Source organism: Yersinia artesiana, assembly GCF_902726545.1.
Classification (GTDB): domain Bacteria; phylum Pseudomonadota; class Gammaproteobacteria; order Enterobacterales; family Enterobacteriaceae; genus Yersinia; species Yersinia artesiana.
This window is the reverse complement of sequence record NZ_CACVAD010000004.1, coordinates 1-19739: the sequence shown is the minus strand read 5'-3', so window position 1 is coordinate 19739 and position 19739 is coordinate 1. Positions and strand designations below refer to the sequence as shown.

The window sequence follows — 19739 nt, the reverse complement described above, 5'->3', positions numbered from 1 at the left end:
GCAAGTAAAACTGTCGTTTTTTATCAAAAAAATTGAAGTGACAGAATATAAAAGCCTGCTTATAGGGAAAGATACTGCTAGCAGGCTGAATTATAGACTGGTTTTATCAAACATAAGATAATGGCTGCTGGTCAGTACAGTACAGTAGAATGGGGATCAACGTAATAAAAAAGTACTGCGAAACAATCGGATAGCACCCCATGCACTGACCGCTCTGCGCGACCAGCGGATTAACTTACTGGGATGGCGGATGCCATATAGCGCCACCAGGCTTGAACCCACCATCAAATATTTTCGCATACTGACGATTTTCGCCCAGCCACGATCATAAGGTGCGGTGACTTCAATCCAATGCGCGGCGCTGTTAGCGAGATCCAGACGTTGTTGCTGGATCTCCCGTAACAATGCGGCCTTTTCCTGTGCTAATTGACGGCGACTCAACGCTCTTTCTCCAATAATTCGCGATCAGTTTCCAGTTGCTTGCGGGTTGACCCCAGCAGGGTGGAACGGCGCGCTTTGGTGAGTGTCCAGATAACACCAATTATCGCCAGTGCTAAGAGCACTGCCGTTGTCGACCCTAACGCAACTAAGCGATAAGCAGGATCAATTGCCCATATCACCAACACCAGCAGACTCATCAAGCCGAAAGCAGTCAACAGCAGGGTAATCCCGGCCATCATCAGCAACTGAATCAGTGTTGCTTTTTCTTCTTCCAGCTCAATAGCTGCTAGTCGAACACGGGTTTCAACCATGCCAACCACGATGGTGGCGATGCGGTGGACAGTATCGAGGACCCCTTTACCGGGGCCCTGAGTTTGAGGAAGTTCAGCCATAATCAGCGGCGAGACAATAGAACGCCTAACACCACGCCAACAGCAGCACCGATGCCTACGCCAGCCCAAGGGTTGTCATGGACATAGTTGTCAGCTTTATCAGCAATTTCTTTGGTTTGGGCGGCGATTCTATCGCCCGTTTCGCTCAGACGTTCACGAGTATCTTTCAACGCGCTTTCCGCTTTGGCCCGCAGCTTATCTAACTCAGCTTTCGGCTTATCGGTCGAAGATTGCAGCACTTCTTCCAAAGTATCCGCAAGTGACTTAAGTTCAGCGCGCAAATGTTCAGAGGTTTTATCTTGTGGCATGTAATAGCTCCTTAACATAACTGAGATGAATATCTAATCTAGTGAATTTCTTTGGAAGTTGATAGGTTAATCATCCTAATAATTCCCAAATGATTCACTGTGTCTGTATGCAAACCCGGAGTCGCTACTTCTGTGCCTGAGCTTGCTTTAACTCAGCTTGCGCCTCCGTTAACTTCTTCTGTTGTTTGGTAATTTTATCAGCATCACCTTTTTGCTGAGCCTCTTTTAGTTCTTCCTTACGCTCAGCGACTTTGTGCTGCTTCTCTTTAATTTTGCTCTGACGGTCGGCTTCCAGACTTTCAACCGTGCAATTATTCTTAACTTGTTGCAAGGCCGTTTCCAGACCTGCGGCGCGACGGGTATTGCCATGTTGTTTGGCATAATCAATCTGCTGTTGGATCTCTTTGGCTTTGGTATCGCATTCATTTGTCTGGGCGATACTGCCAAATGCAATCATCGGTAATACCAGCAGGAGAAAGGCCCGTAGGGAAAAAACGGTACGTAACAACATGGTATTGCTTCCTTTTACAACAAGAATCGGGGTGAAATAGGTTGCCGTGAATGACTAAGCATAGCGCTGAATTATATGATACCCAAGTTTACTACAGGATTTTTTATAGATTAATCATATATCAGCAGGATATCCCCTAAATAATTCGAATTGCAGGAAGGCGGCAAGCGAATGAATCCCGATGAGCTTACATGAGTAAGTGATTCGGGTGACAAATCGGTCGGGAACCGATTTGAACGCTGTTTGCAGCGGCCTCACAGAGGCGAGGCCCATGGACGGGCCGAGTAACGAGCGTAGCCAACGCACATGCAGTTTGAAGTATGACGGGGATAAATTGGTAATAACGAAGATCAAATGACGGGGAGATAACTCCCCATGATGCAGATTACCCTACACTTTGTAAGTTATTTCTGAATGCGGGCAATAAACGCTGACGTTTCTTTGACTCACTGGAGACAATGACATAACCGCTTGGCAGGATATCTTGTAAAGCTGTAATCGCTTCTTGTTGCTGTTCCGGAGACTCAAGACTCACTACCAAACTGTCATTCTCTGGAGTGATGCTTTTGATACGAATCCCCCGCTGATCAAGGTGCTGGTATAGCGAGAACCCATCAGGTAATGACAGCCCCTGCTGATTAGGGCGAATTTTTAGCGCGCTTTCTGTGCGCATAATAATGGGCGTAAACAGCAGTGCTGCCAGCAACAACAAGGTCACCGGCAGGATAAGATAGTGCCAGACTGGGCGGCCAAAACGGCCACGGAGGTTAATCACTCTGACTTACCTTTGTCATTGTTATCATTCACTGGAGTGGCATTTTTCTTGCGCCAAAGCACATAGAGAGAACCAAACAAGCCGATCACCAGTAGTGCCAGAGGTAGCAACATTAGGACAAACATCACTTCGTCTTCGTATTTCAGGAAAACCGGTGTTTTGCCAAAAGCGAAGCCCATGGTGGTTAAGATTAACACCCACAGGAAACCACTCATCCAGTTAAAGAATTGAAAACGGGCATTGTTCAGGCCGGAAAGGCCAGCAATTGTTGGCAGTAAGGTGCGCACGAATGCCAGGAAACGCCCGACTAACAGCGCGGATAACCCATGGCGGTGGAACAGGTTATGAGCGCGCTGGTGGTAATGAGCGGGCAGGTGGGATAGCCACCCTTGCACCACTTTTGTATTCCCCAGCCATCGCCCTTGAATATAGCTGACCCAGCAACCCAGACTGGCTGCGGTAGTTAATACCACCAGTGTTACCGGGAAACTCATGGCACCTTTCGCAATCAGTACACCCACCAGAATTAACAGGCTATCGCCAGGTAAAAAGGCTGCCGGGAGCAAGCCATTTTCCAGAAAAAGTATCACAAATAGCAGGATGTAGATGGCCCATACTAACGACGGGTTTGCCAGTGTCTCGTAGTCTTGTGCCCATAAAGCATGTAAGAGTTCTTTAATGATATCCATCTGGTATTCCTAAAACGTCATTGTTTGTTGTATGCATCGTTATGGATATAAACACGATCACAAAAGTATCTGATGGTTTTTCGTGTTTTAGCGATGGTTATGATAAATGAACCAGAGCAAACCAATTCGCTGATATCTTGAGGTAAATTTACTTCTTGTTGCGATGCCCACGTATTACGAAAACAGAGAAAGCATCACGCCATAATGTGGTAGGTAAGCATCCCGCTATATTGAGTATTGCTCTCTTTCCAGCCACCCACACGATTTTGCTGTGTCGATGCATAGAATATCCAATTGGAATAATTCAGCAGAGGCTGTGACTGCCGCGGCTGTTTATAGATCTCATCCGCACGATGACTGCGAGACATAGCCAGATATGTGCCATGCCAGATGTTGTTGACGAGCGAAGGATTAACTGGACCGGCAAATTTAAGCGTACCCAACCGATTTTTTATGGCGGTTTTTTTGGCGGGCATACCCATTAGACGTAATTGAGAATAAAAGGCTTTTTTTTGCAGACGCAGATCTGACGAAAATACATTTACGGATGACGACGCGCCACTGACATAGTGACAGTCAGGTGCAGATGACGCTATACCTGATACGGGATGCGTGGGCGATAGCAAGTTGCCGGAAGCCGAACTGACCCAGCCAGACACTGCAATAAACAGAGCAAACAACCAGCGCATATTTTTGCGTTTCGCTCCCAAAACATCCGAATAAAAAAGTGCTGCCACTTTAGCAAAATCGCGGGATATGAAACAGGGAAATATAGAGGCTAATTGAGTGTTTTTTAAGCAATAGTTAAAAAACAGGTATAACACTGACGTTTGCTGACAGAACTCGACATTGGCTGACCTTAAAGCGGCTTAATCTTGCAGGGAGGAGAAAGAAGAGGGGCAGTTTCTCCCCCTGCGGGTTATCGCTTTATAGGCTAGAAGTCAGTTTTTGCTATTAGCAACGCTATTGGCAACACTGGGGATATCAAGGTGAACAACCGGATTTTCTGTGAAGAGGTAGCGGTCGACATTAAACTCGAAATCATCGGTGGTTGCACGGAACAGCATCTGCTTGGTATTTTCCAGATGTTGCCACATGGCAAGCTTGCTGGCGTAAGGATCTTTACGCATCAGAGCTTCAAGGATCCTGTCGTGATCTTCGCACCAACTCTCGATCGACTTATCATCGATATGCTCATGCAGTTTGATCCAGTAAGGGTTATGTACCCGCTGGCTCCACATCTTCTCGACAATTGTTGCCATAGCGGTGTTTTGCGTCGCCAGCGCTACCTGTACATGGAATTTCAAATCCCACTGCGAGTCGCGAAAACGATCCTCTTGCCGCGCATGTTTTTGGATCTCGATTAATTGCACGATATCTTGTCGCGTCACTTGCGTGGCCGCAAATTCGGCTATGTTACTTTCGATCAATTGGCGTGCTTGTAACAGCTCAAAAGGGCCTGCGGTGGCGAATTCAATACCCTGGTTTGGCATAACCAAGTGCTTTTGTTTATTCGACATCACATGGATGCCGGAGCCTTTGCGCACTTCTACGTAACCTTCCACTTCCAGCATGATAATCGCTTCACGAACCACGGTGCGGCTGACATTCATTTCTTCGGAAATGTAGCGTTCTGCGGGCAATTTATCGCCCACCGGATAAACACCGGCTTCGATGCGCTGCTTTAACTCTGCGGCTAACTGCTGGTACAACCGTCTGGTTTCTGTGAATTCCATGATTAAGGCTCTTGGATCAATTGAGGCCGCAAATTTTGCGGCTCATTTTGTCTGGAAGGCATGATATCCCGAAGGAGATATAATGGGACTTGTTATACCACTTATCCCTATTGGGTTCTAGTTATTGCTATCACAGTTATGATGGAAAATGTGCGGTAAAAGAGGGCGGTGCGGGTATAAAAAAGCCCGGCAGATTTTACCGGGCGGGTGATGTTTATCGCTTTAAATCGAGGTTTGAATTAGTTCTGTCCGGCTGGTGTTTGTTGTACCGGATCGATAGCCGGTTCGGCTGCCGGGCGGTTTTGCAGCACCGTCCAGATAACCACCACTGCCAACACATCAAATACTGCCAGTGCGGCAAACAGTGGGCTGAAGCCCATGGTATCCGCCAAAGCACCTACCACCAGAGCAAACAGCGTACTGGCAGTCCAGGCCGCCATACCCGTCAAGCCATTGGCGGTGGCAACTTCGTTACGACCAAAGACATCAGACGATAATGTAATTAGCGCGCCAGACAGTGATTGGTGAGCAAAACCCCCAACACACAATAGGGCGATAGCGGCATAAGGGCTGGTGAACAGGCCAATAGTCCCCGGCCCAATCATTAACAGACCACCCATTGTTACCACCAACTTACGGGAAACAATCAGGTTAACTTTTAGGTATTTCTGGAACAGAGGCGGCAGGTAACCACCCAGAATGCAGCCCAGATCGGCAAACAGCATTGGCATCCAGGCAAACATGGCGATTTCTTTCAGGTTAAAGCCATAAGCTTTGAACATGAACAGTGGGATCCACGCGTTGAATGTCCCCCAGGCAGGTTCTGCCAGGAAACGTGGGATGGCGATACCCCAGAACTGGCGGTTACGGATAATCTGCATTGCAGACATCTTTTTGGAGTTTGCAGTAGAGTGCTGCGCTTCCTGACCACTCAGGATGTACTCACGTTCTTCATCAGACAGTTTTTTCTGATCTTTCGGGTGTTTGTACAGGATTAACCAGGCAATGGCCCAAATCAGGCTGAGCACACCGGTAATAATAAATGCCATCTGCCAGCTATGCATCACGATAGCCCACACCACTAATGGTGGTGCAATCATGCCGCCGATAGAAGAACCTACGTTGAAATAGCCAACAGCAATGGAACGTTCTTTTGCCGGGAACCATTCACTGGTCGCTTTCAGACCCGCTGGGATCATCGCCGCTTCTGCTGCACCCACAGCACCACGAGCGATCGCTAAACCACCCCAGCTACTGGCTAATGCGGTACTCATACAGAATATAGCCCACATAACGGCAAACATGGCATAGCCGACTTTCGTCCCCATCACATCCAGAATATAACCGGCTACCGGTTGCATCAGAGTGTAAGCGGCTGAATAAGCGGCAATAATATAAGAATATTGCTGAGTGGTGATATGTAGCTGCTCTTGCAACGTTGGTGCGGCAACGGCAATAGCGTTACGGGTTAGGTAACCTAATATGGTGCCAACGGTGACCAACGCGATCATGTACCAGCGTAAGCCTTTAATTTTACGCATCATTTATAACTTTCTCCCAGTCTTAGATTACTGCCATGAAACGCCGCCTGTCGTGACGTTTCATGGCGCAATTTGGTCCAATCCGACATCGCGGTGGTACCTGGCTCTTCTTATTGAATTGAGGCTGGCCGTGCTGTGCCAACTTCAACTATTCGGCTATCCCTTCTTTTGTTTGCGACCGTAGTGCTGGTACGACGCTCACTCTTCGATATTTCCATTTAGGTCAAATCAGTGTGTTTGATGAACAATACGCATGAGATGACTGATGGCGACGCAACAATAACTTGTCATACAGATTTAAAAGTTGAGTGATATCACAAAAACCACTTTTCAATTAGGGAATAATAGAACCCAGCAGACTTAGTGCCGCAAGGGACTAAATGGACTATAAATGTTGGGTATTTGTTCTTTTTGTTAGATTTTTGCGATCTCTATCTACAAAAAATACTGGACGATAGATGAAATTGGTGTGATAACTTCGCGATAACAGAAAGCAGTACTCTAGATGTACTCAAGTGAGGAACCTAATATGGCGCAGTTTTTGACCGAAGACTTTTTGCTCGACACCGAATTTGCCCGTCGTCTCTATCATGACTATGCAAAAGATCAGCCGATCTATGATTATCACTGCCATTTACCCCCAGAACAGATTGCAGAAAACTACCGCTTTAAGAATATGTATGACATCTGGTTGAAAGGTGACCACTATAAATGGCGTGCGATGCGCACTAATGGTGTGGCTGAGCGTTTCTGTACCGGTGATGCGAGTGATCGCGAGAAGTTTGATGCTTGGGCGGCAACGGTTCCTCATACTATTGGTAACCCGCTCTACCATTGGACGCATCTTGAATTACGCCGTCCGTTTGGTATTACAGGTAAGTTATTGTCCCCAACCACCGCTGACGAAATCTGGCAGCGCGGAAACGAACTGCTGGCTCAGGACAGCTTCTCTGCGCGCGGAATCATGCAGCAGATGAATGTCAAAATGGTCGGTACTACTGATGACCCGATTGATGATCTGCGCCACCATAAAGCGATTGCCGCTGACGGCAGTTTCAATATCAAAGTCTTACCAAGCTGGCGTCCGGATAAAGCCTTCAATATTGAAGCCGCAGGTTTCAACGACTATATGCAGCGCCTGGAAGCTGCCGCTGACACGTCAATTAGTCGCTTTGCCGATTTGTGTACCGCGCTGAATAAACGTATGGATCACTTTGCCGCTCACGGTTGCAAAGTATCTGATCATGCGCTGGATGTGGTGGTTTACGGTGAAGCAGATGAAGCGACTCTGGACGGCATCCTTGCTCGCCGCCTGGCGGGTAACCAGCCAAGCATTGAAGAAGCCGCACAGTTCAAAACCGCCGTGTTGCTCTTCCTGTCTGGCGAATATCACCGCCGTGAATGGGTGCAGCAGTATCACATCGGTGCACTGCGCAATAATAACAGCCGCATGTTCAACCTGGTCGGGCCGGATATCGGCTTTGACTCCATCAATGACCAGCCATTGGCGCAGCCGTTATCTCGCCTGTTGGATGCACAAGGTCTGCGTAATGCGCTGCCGAAAACCATCCTTTACTGCCTGAACCCACGAGATAACGAAGTGATCGGCACCATGGTGGGCAACTTCCAGGGCGAAGGTGCAGCCGGGAAAATGCAGTTTGGCTCTGGCTGGTGGTTCAATGACCAAAAAGATGGCATGCAACGTCAAATGACTCAACTGGCACAGCTTGGTCTGCTAAGCCGCTTTGTTGGCATGCTGACAGATAGCCGCAGCTTCTTGTCTTATACCCGCCATGAATACTTCCGTCGCATTCTGTGCCAAATGATTGGCCGTTGGGTCGAGGATGGCGAAGCTCCGGCAGATATTGAACTGCTGGGTTCTATGGTGAAAAACATCTGCTTTGATAACGCTAAGCAATATTTCGCCATCGAACTGTAATCGCTGAGCTGTTTCAGTGATAAATATCTAACAATAATCTCGGGGCTGAATATCAGCCCCGCATAATATTAACTCGTTGTTTATTTAACGCCCGGCTGTATGCGTTATGAGGTGAATCCTGATGCAAACTTTGAACCGTCGTGACTTTCCTGGCCGTAGCCACCCCGACAAAATCATTCAATTCGGTGAAGGTAACTTCCTGCGAGCCTTTGTTGACTGGCAGATTGATTTACTGAATGAGCACACCGATCTGAATGCCGGGATCGTGGTGATCCGCCCGATCGACACCGATTTTCCACCATCACTCAGCACTCAGGATGGCCTGTATACTGCGGTGATCCGCGGTCTGAACGAACAAGGCGAAGCGGTGCGTGAATCCCGCCTGATCCGTTCGGTTAACCGTGAAATCAATATTTACCGCCAGTTTGATGAATATTTGGCGCTGGCGCGTGATCCTAATATCCGCTTTATGTTCTCAAATACCACCGAAGCCGGTATTGCCTGGAATGAAGCGGATCAATTCAGCGATGCGCCGCCAAGCTCTTTCCCAGCTAAATTGACCCGTTTACTGTTCGAACGTTTTGAGCATTTCTCCGGTGCGGCGGATAAAGGTTGGGTGCTGCTGCCTTGCGAACTGATTGATTATAATGGTGAAGCACTGCGTGAATTAGTTCTGCGCTATGCCAGCCATTGGCAGCTGCCTGCGGCATTCACGCAGTGGTTGACTGAAAACAATACCTTCTGCTCGACATTGGTTGACCGCATTGTGACAGGTTACCCGCGTGATGAAGTGGCAGCACTGCAAGCCGAATTGGGCTATCAAGACAGCTTCCTGGATACCGCTGAATACTTCTATCTGTTTGTTATCCAAGGGCCAAAAGAATTAGCACAAGAACTTCGTCTTGATAAGTTAGACCTGAATGTGCGTATCGTCGATGACATCAAACCTTATAAAGAACGCAAAGTTGCGATTCTGAACGGCGCGCACACTGCGCTGGTGCCGGTGGCTTATTTGGCTGGGCTGGACACTGTTGGTCAGACGATGAATGACGCGCAAATCAGCAGCTTTGTCGAAAAAACCATTACCGAAGAGATTGTCCCGGTTCTGGATTTACCGGAAGACGAGCTGTTGTCATTCTCTCAGGCAGTATTGAGCCGTTTCCGTAACCCGTTCATTCAGCATCAGTTGTTGTCTATTGCCTTGAATGGCATGACCAAATTCCGCACCCGCATTTTGCCGCAATTGCTAACTTATCAGCAGCAGCAAGGCAAGTTGCCGCCACGCCTGACTTTTGCACTGGCCGCTCTGATTGCCTTTTATCGTGGTGAACGTGATGGTCAAACTTACCCGTTGCAGGATGATGCTCACTGGTTGGAACGTTATTCCACCCTGTGGAATGGTGTAAAACACGGTGATATCAAGCTGGCTGAATTGGTGAATACCGTGCTTTCTGATACCGCCCATTGGGGGCAGGATCTGACTGCGGTACCACAACTGGCAAATCAAGTAACAGAACAACTACAAACCATCATTGACAGCGGTATGAGAGCTGCGGTTGCGGCGTACAGCTAAAGGTTTAACTATGCAAAATATTATAAAAATTCACCCGTTGGATAATGTCGCTGTCGCACTGCAAGATTTAGCCGCTGATGATGTTCTCGAAATTGGAGAATTCAGTGTTAAATTGGCTCAACCAGTAGCGCGTGGTCATAAATTTGCTTTAACGACCATTGAGCCTGGGCAAATGATCGTGAAGTATGGTTTGCCGATCGGCCATGCATTAACCCTGATCCAGCCCGGCGAACATATTCATTCACAAAATGCTAAAACTAACCTCAGTGATCTGGATGAGTATCAATATCAGCCAGAATTCAGTGAGTTACCACCACAAATGGCGGATCGCGAGGTGCAGATCTATCGCCGGGCCAATGGCGATGTGGGTATTCGCAACGAACTGTGGATTATTCCAACGGTAGGTTGCGTGAATGGGATCGCCCGTCAGATCCAACAACGTTTTCTGAAAGAAACACAAGACGCTGAAGGTATTGATGGGGTCTATCTGTTCAGTCATCCATTCGGTTGCTCACAACTGGGTCAGGACCACGAAAATACCCGCACCATGCTGCAAAACATGGTGCGTCATCCCAATGCTGGCGCAGTGCTGGTCATTGGTTTGGGCTGCGAAAACAATCAGGTAGACGTTTTCCAAACCACGTTGGGGCCGGTGGATGAAGATCGCGTGCACTTTATGGTCTGTCAGCAACAGGATGATGAAGTTGAAGCTGGTCTTGAGCATCTGCATGCTTTGTATCAGGTGATGCGCAATGATCAACGGGTTGCGGGTAAATTGAGTGAACTCAAATTTGGTCTGGAATGTGGGGGGTCTGATGGGCTATCAGGTATCACCGCTAACCCATTACTGGGCCGCTTCTCCGACTATGTGATTGCCAATGGCGGAACCTCTGTTCTGACCGAAGTGCCGGAAATGTTCGGCGCTGAGCGGATTCTGATGAGCCGCTGCCGTGATGAAGCGACGTTTGAAAAGACTGTCAGCATGGTCAATGACTTCAAACAGTACTTTATTGCGCACAACCAGCCGATTTATGAAAACCCATCACCGGGCAATAAAGCCGGTGGTATCACGACGCTGGAAGAAAAATCGCTGGGTTGCACCCAAAAAGCGGGCCAGAGCAAAGTGGTTGACGTATTGAAGTATGGTGAGCGTTTACAGCGCCCAGGACTGAATTTACTCAGTGCGCCGGGTAATGATGCAGTCGCCACCAGTGCCTTAGCGGGTGCTGGTTGTCATATGGTGTTGTTCAGTACTGGACGTGGTACACCTTATGGCGGTTTTGTGCCGACAGTGAAACTGGCAACTAACAGTGAACTGGCCGCTAAAAAGCCCCATTGGATTGATTTCGATGCCGGTAAGTTGATTCACGGTACGTCAATGGATGATTTGCTGACAGAGTTTATTGATTTGATTGTCGACATTGCCAATGGCAAACCCGCGCGCAATGAAGTCAATGACTTCCGTGAACTGGCAATCTTTAAAAGCGGTGTCACCTTGTAAATATTGTGCCTTTTGATTAATATGAAACGGTGTTTTATTTTTTATGGATAAGACACTCTGCCCAAGGTATTGAAGTCGCAGGTAGCGAGTTCCTGCGACTTCAAGCACGAAGGGGAGTGCCGTTTGCTTATTAATTTGTACGGTTACCGTACACCAGGATTATCCCTTCATGACTTTCTATTGGTTTGCTCAAGCCGTTGGCGTGCTGGCATTTTTTGTCGGCATTACCATGTTCTTCAACCGCGATGAGCGGCGTTTCAGGCTGCAACTTTCTGCTTACAGTGCCATTATTGGCTGCCATTTCTTCCTGATGGGAGCCAGTGCTGCCGGTAGCAGCGCTATGCTGAATGCGCTACGAAATCTGGTCGCGGCTAAGACCCGCAGCAGTATTGCTATGTTGGTGTTTATTATTCTGATATTGGCTTTTGGTCTCTGGCGTATGCAACATGCAGTCGAGATCTTGCCAATTTTTGGCACCGTTATCAGCACCTGGGCGATATTTCGCACCACAGGCCTGACAACCCGCTGCGTGATGTGGGTATCCACCGTTTGTTGGGTTATTCATAACGTCTGGCTGGGTTCGATCGGCGGTTCATTGATTGAGGGCAGTTTCTTGCTGCTTAACGGCTTTAATATTATTCGTTTTTATCGCCTGCAACGGCAAGGGATAGACCCTTTTCTCGTCGAAAATAAAGCTGCAAAATAATAAGAAACGGGGGCCAAATTGCCCCCGATAGTTATCTCGATAATGTGCTTCAGGCTGATTTACGGCTCGCCAGCGGATCTGGATTTGCTAATCTGGCATCATCTGCCTGACAGGCGGCAGCGGTAAAAATAACGTCAGTTGACGAGTTCAGCGCAGTTTCAGCTGAATCCTGCAATACGCCGATAATGAAGCCAACCGCGACCACTTGCATCGCGATTTCATTGGGAATACCAAACATGCCGCAAGCCAGTGGGATCAACAGCAATGAGCCACCGGCAACACCGGATGCTCCACAGGCGCAGATTGCAGCCACCACACTTAATAACAGCGCGGTTGGCAAATCCACGGCGATACCTAAGGTATGAACGGCTGCCAGTGTTAACACGGTAATCGTGATAGCAGCACCCGCCATATTGATGGTGGCACCTAATGGAATGGAGACAGAATAGGTATCTTCATTCAGGTTCATCTTCTTACACATTTCCATATTCACGGGAATATTCGCGGCTGAGCTGCGGGTAAAGAAAGCGGTAACGCCACTTTCGCGCAGGCAGGCGAAGACCAGTGGATAGGGATTGCGGCGGATTTTCCAGTAAACAATCAGTGGGTTGACCACTAATGCGACTAGTAACATACAGCCAATCAATACCACCAGCAGTTGTGCATAGCCCAGCAATACGCCAAAGCCGGTTTCGGCCATCGTGGATGCCACCAGACCAAAAATACCTAATGGTGCAAAGCGGATAACCACACGTACCACCACAGTGACGGCATCAGACATATCATTAATCAATGCCTTGGTAGTATCTGCCGCGTGACGTAGAGCAACTCCCAGACCAACAGCCCAGGCCAGAATACCAATATAGTTCGCATTCAGCAGCGCATGGATTGGGTTTGCTATCACGCTATTGAGCAAGCCTTTCATTACTTCCACAATCCCGCCCGGAGCGGCGATATCCGAATTCTGGGTGGCTAATACCAAAGTGGATGGGAACATAAAGCTAACAGCAACCGCAATCAGGGCTGCTGAGAATGTGCCCAACAGATATAAAAACAGAATAGGGCGGATACTGGTTTTTTGACCTTGCTTATGGTTCGCGATAGAGGCCATAACCAGCATTAACACCAGAACGGGGGCGACCGCTTTTAGTGCGCCGACGAACAATGTACCCAGTAAACCCACGGCCAATGCGGCCTGAGTTGATAGCAGCGCTAAAATAATCCCGGCAATCAACCCGACCAGAATCTGTTTAACCAAACTGCCGCGGAGAATAAATCCGATAAAGCCAGACTGTGTTTTTTCCATAGTTTCCAGTGATACCTCTTCCCAATCTTTAGTTAATTAGCGCATGAGCCGGAACGGGGCCACGCACTGATACCCGTCATACTTCAAGCTGTATGCGCGTTGGCTGCCCTCGCTTACCCGAATCACTTACCTAAGTAAGCTCATCGGGATGCACTCAGTTGCCGCCTTCCTACAACTCGAATTATTTGGGGTAGAGTTTTCACACCTGTAACTTTGTATTATTTGTAACTGGGTGTGTTTGCTTTGATAGTATAAGGGAATCTGTTGCGCAGGAAAGAAACAATCAGCAAAATCCAATGCAGATCAAATTTGCATAACATTTTGTTTACATTTGTGTGATGGCAATAACGTTTGGTTGCTGGCGAAATAAGCGAGATAAATGCGGGGCAGAGGCTGCCCCACATAATATATTGTATCGTGATGCTAACTATTTATCGGTAGTATTATCTGCTGCAAAACGCTTATCTGCACGATGATTTACCCACGTATTAATTAACAATGTTAGGGCAAGAATACCTGCTACCACCCCTAATGAAATGCCAATAGGGATATGGAACAAATCGATAATCATCATTTTGACACCGATAAAGACCAAAATGACGGACAAGCCATATTTCAACATGGAGAAACGCTCAGCCACATTTGCTAGCAAGAAATACATGGCGCGCAGGCCCAAAATCGCAAACAGGTTAGAGGTCAAAACAATAAAGGGATCGGTGGTAACTGCGAAGATAGCCGGGATACTGTCGACGGCAAAAATCACATCGCTCAGTTCAACCAGAATTAATACCAATACTAATGGCGTGGCATAGAGCAGGCCATTTTTGCGCACAGTAAAGCGGTCGCCATGTAACTCGTCAGTCATGCGCAGGTGATTACGAATCCAGCGTACCAGCGGCTTCTCGCCGATCGGTGTACTGTCTTCCTTCGCCAATGCCATTTTGATACCGGTAAACAGGAGGAACGCACCAAACAGGTACAAAATCCAACTAAATTGCGATACTAACCAGCTTCCGGCGAAGATCATGATAGTACGCAGCACGATCGCACCTAAAACACCATAAATCAGCACTCGGCGCTGCAAATTGGCAGGAACAGCAAAATAGCTAAATAGCATCAGCCAGACGAAAACGTTATCGACAGCGAGTGCTTTTTCAATCAGATAGCCGGTCAGAAAGGCCAGCGCTTGCTTATCAGCAATTTCGCGGCCCATAGTTTCGGTCAGATACCACCAGAAACCGGCGTTAAATAGCAAAGACAGACTCACCCACACCAGCGACCAACAGGCAGCCTGACGTAGAGTCATGGTTTGTGAACCACGACGCCCCTGCAACAATAAGTCGATGGCGAGCATAATTGTCACAACAACGGTAAAACAACCCCACAATAAGGGAGTACCTACAGTATTCATCATTAAGGAACCTCATAAAAACAAAAACGGCCAACGTCGGAAGACGCCAGCCGCTATGTCTGAGCTGCAAGCAAACCTCGCCTTCCGGCAAGGTCTCACTTACAACTCTATTAATGTAAAAGCTCCAGCAGGTACCTGTACATTAATGAGGTTGCCCGGTAACCGGGTGCTTTCGCACCGTAATGACGGCAAACCGGCAATGAAGTTACTCCCCTTTGCCGCGCAAAAATAATGGAAAACGGCCGACAGGTCAATCTCTGAAACAAAATATTAACTATACATCCTTCATATATGCAGCTTACCAGCAACACCAATGACTTTGGTTATACCGCCGGTGGTTGGGAATCCGCTGGGAAGATAACCCCTGTTTGGCGGCGGATATCCGTCTGGATACGTGACGTCAGTAATGACAGTTGCAAGCCATCGTGTTCCACCTGATTGGTTTCAACCAGATTGGCAAAAACCTCAGCTTCATACAGCATAGTATTAATATGCTGAGGTAGCGTCAGATCTTGAGAGTGACTGCCTCTGGGGGTAAAAGCCACAGACAGGCATTCAGAGATGCTTTCGATAACTAATGAACCATCTTCGCCCTGAATCTCACTAGGAATATCGGATTGGCTCACTTTTGAATGAATAATAACCACATCAAAATCACCGTAATTTAGGCAAACCGTACCATGCGCATCGACACCACTCGGTAGTAAACTCGCGCTCGCCAGCACGGATTTAGGCGCACCCCATAATGCCAAAGCACTTGCCAGGCAGTAGTAACCGATATCCATGATAGAGCCATTTGAAAATGCTGGATTAAAGGTATTAGGGTTTTCGCCATTCAGATAGCGCTGGTAACGTGAGGAATATTGGCAGAAGTTGATAAAGGCTTTACGCAATTTCCCCACACGCGGCAGAGACTGTTTTAATTGAATAAAGTTAGGCAGATAGGCTGTTTTAAAGGCTTCGAATAACACCACTTCATGCTCGCGAGCACAGGTAACCAGAGCTTCAACTTCTGCAAAATTAGAGGCTAATGACTTTTCGCAAATAACGTGTTTTTTATGGCTGAGGAACAATTTGGCTTGGGAGTAATGTAATGAGTTTGGGCTGGCGATATACACCGCATCAATCTGCTCGCTTGCTGCCATGGCTTCAAGATTATCAAAGCATTCAGTAACGTTATAATTATCACCAAACTCTTTAGCTTGCTCCAATTTGCGCGAGTAAACAGCCGCCAGTTTCATTTTGCCACTTTCGTGGGCGGCATCAACAAAGCGCGCGGTGATCCAGTTGGTACCAATAACAGCGAAGCGAATCATAGTGAACTCCATTCCTACCGAAGAAAAACACATTGAACCGCCCCGCGATCAACGGATTGGTTTTTAAAAGCTAGTAAATAGTGCCAAACAGATCCAAGTGTGTCAGATACAGGCGCGTATCAAACTCTAACTGATGATATTGCGGTTCCATATGGCAGCACAAACTATAGAACGCTTTGTTGTGATCTTTCTCTTTCAAATGTGCTAATTCATGCACCACGATCATTTTCAGAAAGGCTTCAGGGGCATTTTTAAATACCGTAGCGACCCGGATTTCTGCTTTGGCTTTTAATTTACCCCCTTGCACTCGGGAGATAGCGGTGTGCAGCCCTAGCGCATGTTTCATCACCTGAATTTTACTGTCATAGGCTACTTTACTGAGTGGTTGGGCATTACGCAGGTATTGGTTTTTTAAATCAATAGTATATTGATACAGCATTTTATCTGTATTGTAATCATGAGGTTGCGGGTAACGCTGGCGCAATACATTCCCTAACCGCTGTTCATTGATAAGTTGCTGTACCTGAGACTGTAAGTGTTCTGGATAACCTTGCAGATAGGTCAGTTCCTGCATATGCATGTGCTCTGGCTGCCAATGGTTTTGTGTGTATTAATGGTGATAATAGCGTTTTCCGCTGGGTTAGACAAAACCGGTAAACTTTTGCTAGAGGAACGATACCTGCAATAAATTTACAGGTATCTTTTGTTGCTATCAGAAAGCGTATTTTATGCCAACCAAGGCATTAGTATCGCTGGTATTATAATTTCCAATCTGATGATTGATATTTGCCCAGGCATGCAGCCGTTGGTCAATTTTACTTTCTACGCCAATTTTGAGTTCAGCACTATTTTTGCTGCTGTTTTCAACACTTTTCCCTGAAAGTTGTGTGCCGGTATTGTGATTTTGGTGAAGCCAGTTAACAGCAATAAATGGCATGAATTGTTGATCTGAATTATTGGTGGTTTGCAGGTAAGTTTTGGCACCAATACGCGTTATCAATTGGCCTCTATTCGTATAATTGATGGTGTCTTTATTGGTTGCAGTATGAGTTTGAGCATTTATTCCCACCCAGGTAATTTTTGCATTAGGTTGGATGAAGTAACTCAATTGCTCAGTGCTGCCAATATTAAAGGTATAACCGCTTTCTATTGAACTGGTGAAACCGGAAGATTTATATTTTACCTCTGCCAGTTCTTGACCGTTAACGGCATTATTAAACCAGCTATATTGCGCTAAGGTATCAATGTAGAGCCCTGTCTTATTTTGTTGATCGGTTAGCCAGGTTGCATATACACCAAGGTTATAGCCATTAACGGAACCATTGGAGTAATAACCTGTAATGTTAGATTTGCTGTGATTCGTTGCTTTAGCCAATCCGGCCAACATACCGATTCGCCCACTGCCTTGGGTGCCAATATCCCACTGAGCAACATCGCCGCCAAGCTGAATCGAGTAGTATTTTCCTTTGATATTCAGTTGGTCAACGGTTTTACCAAACTGTTTTATTCCGCCCTGAGTCTGTATCCACATACTGGAGGTACGCCATTCTCCGGTAGCGGCATCTTTATATTTATAGTTACCAGAGCGGTTTTCCAGGTCAGAAGTGAATAGATTTCTTGCCATTGAGAGATTGGCAATATAACTGCCATTTTCAGGTCGATAAATGGGCTTATAGGATTTTTGCGGAATATTTTTTCTATTTTCAACTGCGACTGCGGGTTTGTTTGATGTTGCCACAACATTAATATCTTTTGGCGAGATATTTTTTGTAGCTTCAGGAGATTTACCCACTGAAATATTCTTTGGTTCGTTTTCTATTTCAGTTGTTGGAGCGGTTGTTTGAAATGCATTAGCTGATGCAGTCTTCTCTTTTTCTTTATGTTCTAGGATCTCTGAAATAGTAGTAGCTAGTAACTCATATACTGTCTTGTCAGAGTATTTTTCAGTAGTGGGTGGATTAACGTTTGGTTTATTGGCTTTATCTCCTTCGTTACCTACTTTTGGTATAGCCTCCTCTATCTTTTCCTCTGCCATAGGTTTCTTATCAACACTTGGAGCATCACTGATCATATACCAGTTCTTTCTACTATCAACTTCACTACCACGTCTGAGAAAATATTCATATGCACCGGCGGGATTACGGCCCACTTGTTTAAAATCACCATCAGATTGACCTTTAACCTCGATTAATAGAATACCTAAATCAGTTTTCGCCCCTGCACCGCCTAAATTATTAATTTTGACCTTGGTATGACCCGATGTATTACCTTCAACTATCATACGGTCAGTTTCGGAGTCATCCCCCGCCAGCTTGCTATAAAAAGTCAGAGTGCCGCCGTCGCTGTGATAATCTCCGTTAATGGTCAGTTGGTTAGCTAACGGTTGATCAGGTATGTTAAGGGCGCCTATCTTTATTGGATAAGAACTGAGATTTAAATTCCCGCCTCCATGTATATTCAGGTTTCCGATACTGGAATTCTCTCTATTATGCCATGTGCTTTCCCCATCAATATCGACACTAATATATCCCCCTGAAACAGTAGTATCGAGGAAACTGTTTTCTAACATTAGTTTTGTGTCTTTCTCTCCGGTAATTGTACTATTAGTGAATTTTGCTTGTGACAATTTAAGGTGTCCTGCTGTTATATTTGTGGAGCCGGAATATGAATAATCATTGTGGTTAGTATCAATATTTACTCCTTTTAAGATGAATGTGTCTTTTGGATTATTTATTGTTAATGAGCCAGAACCTTCTATAGTGGCGGTGATCTCTCTACCCTTTCCCGCGAAGTGAAGATCCCCATTATTTTTAATTTTATGACCATCAGTGTTTATCGTTGAATTTGGGAGGATTTTTGTTTCACCCTCAAGCGTAACATCACTCTCTAGTATCAGCTCTCCTCCTTTCATTATCGTCCCAACCAGTTTTATATCTTCCCCTTCGTTTGTAATAAGTAGTTTTCCTCCTTTAAGTACAGTCGTGTTTTCTGCTGTGCCATTATTTTCGATGCGGACGACGCCTCCTGAACTTATTGTTGTATTCTGGGCTTTTCCGTCTTTACGTATATACATTTTCCCAGGTAATTTATTATCTCCAGGCTTTTCACCTTTTTTTAGACCAACAAACGTCACTAAAGCTGTGGCTTGGTCTGATAGCACCATAAGACCATGGCTGATTTTACTATTTTTAGCACTACTGTTATCTGTTAAATGAAAAATTGCGGAAGGGTTACTTGTATTAACTTGGGTATTAATTGCCTTGGCTTTATCAGTGAGTGTTAAGCTACCTACTCCATTGATTACTGAGTTTTGTGCTATCTCATTATTAGTTAGGGCTATATTGCGGCCATTAACATTATCTCTGTGAGTTATCTGTCCATTCACGTTAGCTATCGCTGAATGACTCCCTAATATAAACAGCGCGGATGCAACAAATTTAGCGACAGGGCTTTTTTTTAATATGTATTTTCTTGATTTATTTGTATTTTCCATAATTTATTATCACTAATCCTTATAAATGGTTGATGACTCCATAATTTATTTTTATGGAGGATGTTTTTTAATATTTGATTTAAAATTATAATGAATAAGAC

19 protein-coding genes are annotated in these 19739 nt (G+C 46.2%); 5 read left to right on the top strand and 14 right to left on the bottom strand.

Annotated features, from left to right (window positions below; genetic code table 11):
• Nucleotides 1-156: 156 nt before the first annotated feature.
• From HU019_RS01670 to HU019_RS01630, 9 genes are all read right to left on the bottom strand, one after another.
• Nucleotides 157-441 (bottom strand): YqjK-like family protein, encoded by a 285-nt coding sequence (locus HU019_RS01670; protein WP_005174201.1) that lies wholly within the window; start codon nt 439-441, stop codon nt 157-159.
• Nucleotides 438-833, bottom strand: a complete 396-nt coding sequence (locus tag HU019_RS01665) for a phage holin family protein (RefSeq protein WP_174848923.1) — start codon at nt 831-833, stop codon at nt 438-440. The genes HU019_RS01670 and HU019_RS01665 overlap by 4 nt, the downstream gene beginning before the upstream one ends.
• Nucleotides 834-835: 2 nt before the next feature.
• Complete coding sequence (locus HU019_RS01660; protein WP_005164648.1) at nt 836-1141, bottom strand: ElaB/YgaM/YqjD family protein; 306 nt, start codon at nt 1139-1141, stop codon at nt 836-838.
• A gap of 124 nt (nt 1142-1265) precedes the next feature.
• Complete coding sequence (locus tag HU019_RS01655; RefSeq protein ID WP_174848924.1) at nt 1266-1652, bottom strand: DUF1090 domain-containing protein; 387 nt, start codon at nt 1650-1652, stop codon at nt 1266-1268.
• A 385-nt stretch (nt 1653-2037) separates the two neighbouring features.
• Nucleotides 2038-2427, bottom strand: a complete 390-nt coding sequence (gene mzrA / locus HU019_RS01650) for an EnvZ/OmpR regulon moderator MzrA (RefSeq protein ID WP_174848926.1) — start codon at nt 2425-2427, stop codon at nt 2038-2040.
• Complete coding sequence (locus tag HU019_RS01645) at nt 2424-3116, bottom strand: DedA family protein (RefSeq protein ID WP_174848928.1); 693 nt, start codon at nt 3114-3116, stop codon at nt 2424-2426. Before HU019_RS01645 ends, mzrA begins: the two co-directional genes overlap by 4 nt.
• Nucleotides 3117-3310: 194 nt before the next feature.
• Nucleotides 3311-3805, bottom strand: a complete 495-nt coding sequence (locus HU019_RS01640) for a hypothetical protein (RefSeq protein ID WP_174848962.1) — start codon at nt 3803-3805, stop codon at nt 3311-3313.
• Between the two features lie 252 nt (nt 3806-4057).
• Nucleotides 4058-4852, bottom strand: coding sequence for a transcriptional regulator ExuR (gene exuR / locus HU019_RS01635; protein WP_174848930.1), 795 nt, complete (start codon nt 4850-4852; stop codon nt 4058-4060).
• Nucleotides 4853-5091: 239 nt separating this feature from the next.
• Complete coding sequence (locus HU019_RS01630) at nt 5092-6396, bottom strand: MFS transporter (protein ID WP_072081802.1); 1305 nt, start codon at nt 6394-6396, stop codon at nt 5092-5094.
• A gap of 526 nt (nt 6397-6922) precedes the next feature.
• Here HU019_RS01630 and uxaC point away from each other — a divergent pair.
• The 4 genes from uxaC (at nt 6923) to HU019_RS01610 (ending at nt 12112) form a co-directional block, all read left to right on the top strand.
• Nucleotides 6923-8332, top strand: a complete 1410-nt coding sequence (uxaC, locus tag HU019_RS01625) for a glucuronate isomerase (RefSeq protein ID WP_174848932.1) — start codon at nt 6923-6925, stop codon at nt 8330-8332.
• Between the two features lie 121 nt (nt 8333-8453).
• Nucleotides 8454-9905: a tagaturonate reductase gene (locus HU019_RS01620; protein WP_174848934.1), complete on the top strand. Its 1452-nt coding sequence runs from the start codon at nt 8454-8456 to the stop codon at nt 9903-9905.
• A 10-nt stretch (nt 9906-9915) separates the two neighbouring features.
• Nucleotides 9916-11406, top strand: a complete 1491-nt coding sequence (locus tag HU019_RS01615) for a UxaA family hydrolase (protein ID WP_174848936.1) — start codon at nt 9916-9918, stop codon at nt 11404-11406.
• 169 nt (nt 11407-11575) lie between these two features.
• Nucleotides 11576-12112: a YgjV family protein gene (locus HU019_RS01610; RefSeq protein ID WP_174848937.1), complete on the top strand. Its 537-nt coding sequence runs from the start codon at nt 11576-11578 to the stop codon at nt 12110-12112.
• A 49-nt stretch (nt 12113-12161) separates the two neighbouring features.
• On the opposite strand, the gene sstT is transcribed toward HU019_RS01610, so the two are convergent.
• Together sstT and HU019_RS01600 are read right to left on the bottom strand one after the other, a co-directional pair.
• Nucleotides 12162-13418 (bottom strand): serine/threonine transporter SstT, encoded by a 1257-nt coding sequence (sstT, locus tag HU019_RS01605; protein WP_174848939.1) that lies wholly within the window; start codon nt 13416-13418, stop codon nt 12162-12164.
• A gap of 427 nt (nt 13419-13845) precedes the next feature.
• Nucleotides 13846-14832 (bottom strand): TerC family protein, encoded by a 987-nt coding sequence (locus HU019_RS01600; protein ID WP_320407034.1) that lies wholly within the window; start codon nt 14830-14832, stop codon nt 13846-13848.
• Between the two features lie 52 nt (nt 14833-14884).
• Between HU019_RS01600 and HU019_RS01595 the strand changes: the two genes are divergently transcribed.
• Nucleotides 14885-15061, top strand: coding sequence for a hypothetical protein (locus tag HU019_RS01595; RefSeq protein WP_174848941.1), 177 nt, complete (start codon nt 14885-14887; stop codon nt 15059-15061).
• A 91-nt stretch (nt 15062-15152) separates the two neighbouring features.
• Here HU019_RS01595 and HU019_RS01590 read toward each other — a convergent pair whose 3' ends face one another.
• The 3 genes from HU019_RS01590 to HU019_RS01580 all read right to left on the bottom strand — a co-directional run bounded on the left by HU019_RS01590 (nt 15153) and on the right by HU019_RS01580 (nt 19638).
• A complete protein-coding gene (locus tag HU019_RS01590; protein WP_174848943.1) occupies nt 15153-16145 on the bottom strand; it encodes a Gfo/Idh/MocA family protein in 993 nt (330 codons plus the stop codon).
• Nucleotides 16146-16215: 70 nt separating this feature from the next.
• Complete coding sequence (locus HU019_RS01585) at nt 16216-16719, bottom strand: M48 metallopeptidase family protein (RefSeq protein WP_174848944.1); 504 nt, start codon at nt 16717-16719, stop codon at nt 16216-16218.
• A 138-nt stretch (nt 16720-16857) separates the two neighbouring features.
• Nucleotides 16858-19638, bottom strand: coding sequence for an autotransporter outer membrane beta-barrel domain-containing protein (locus HU019_RS01580; protein ID WP_174848945.1), 2781 nt, complete (start codon nt 19636-19638; stop codon nt 16858-16860).
• Between the last annotated feature and the right edge of the window lie 101 nt (nt 19639-19739).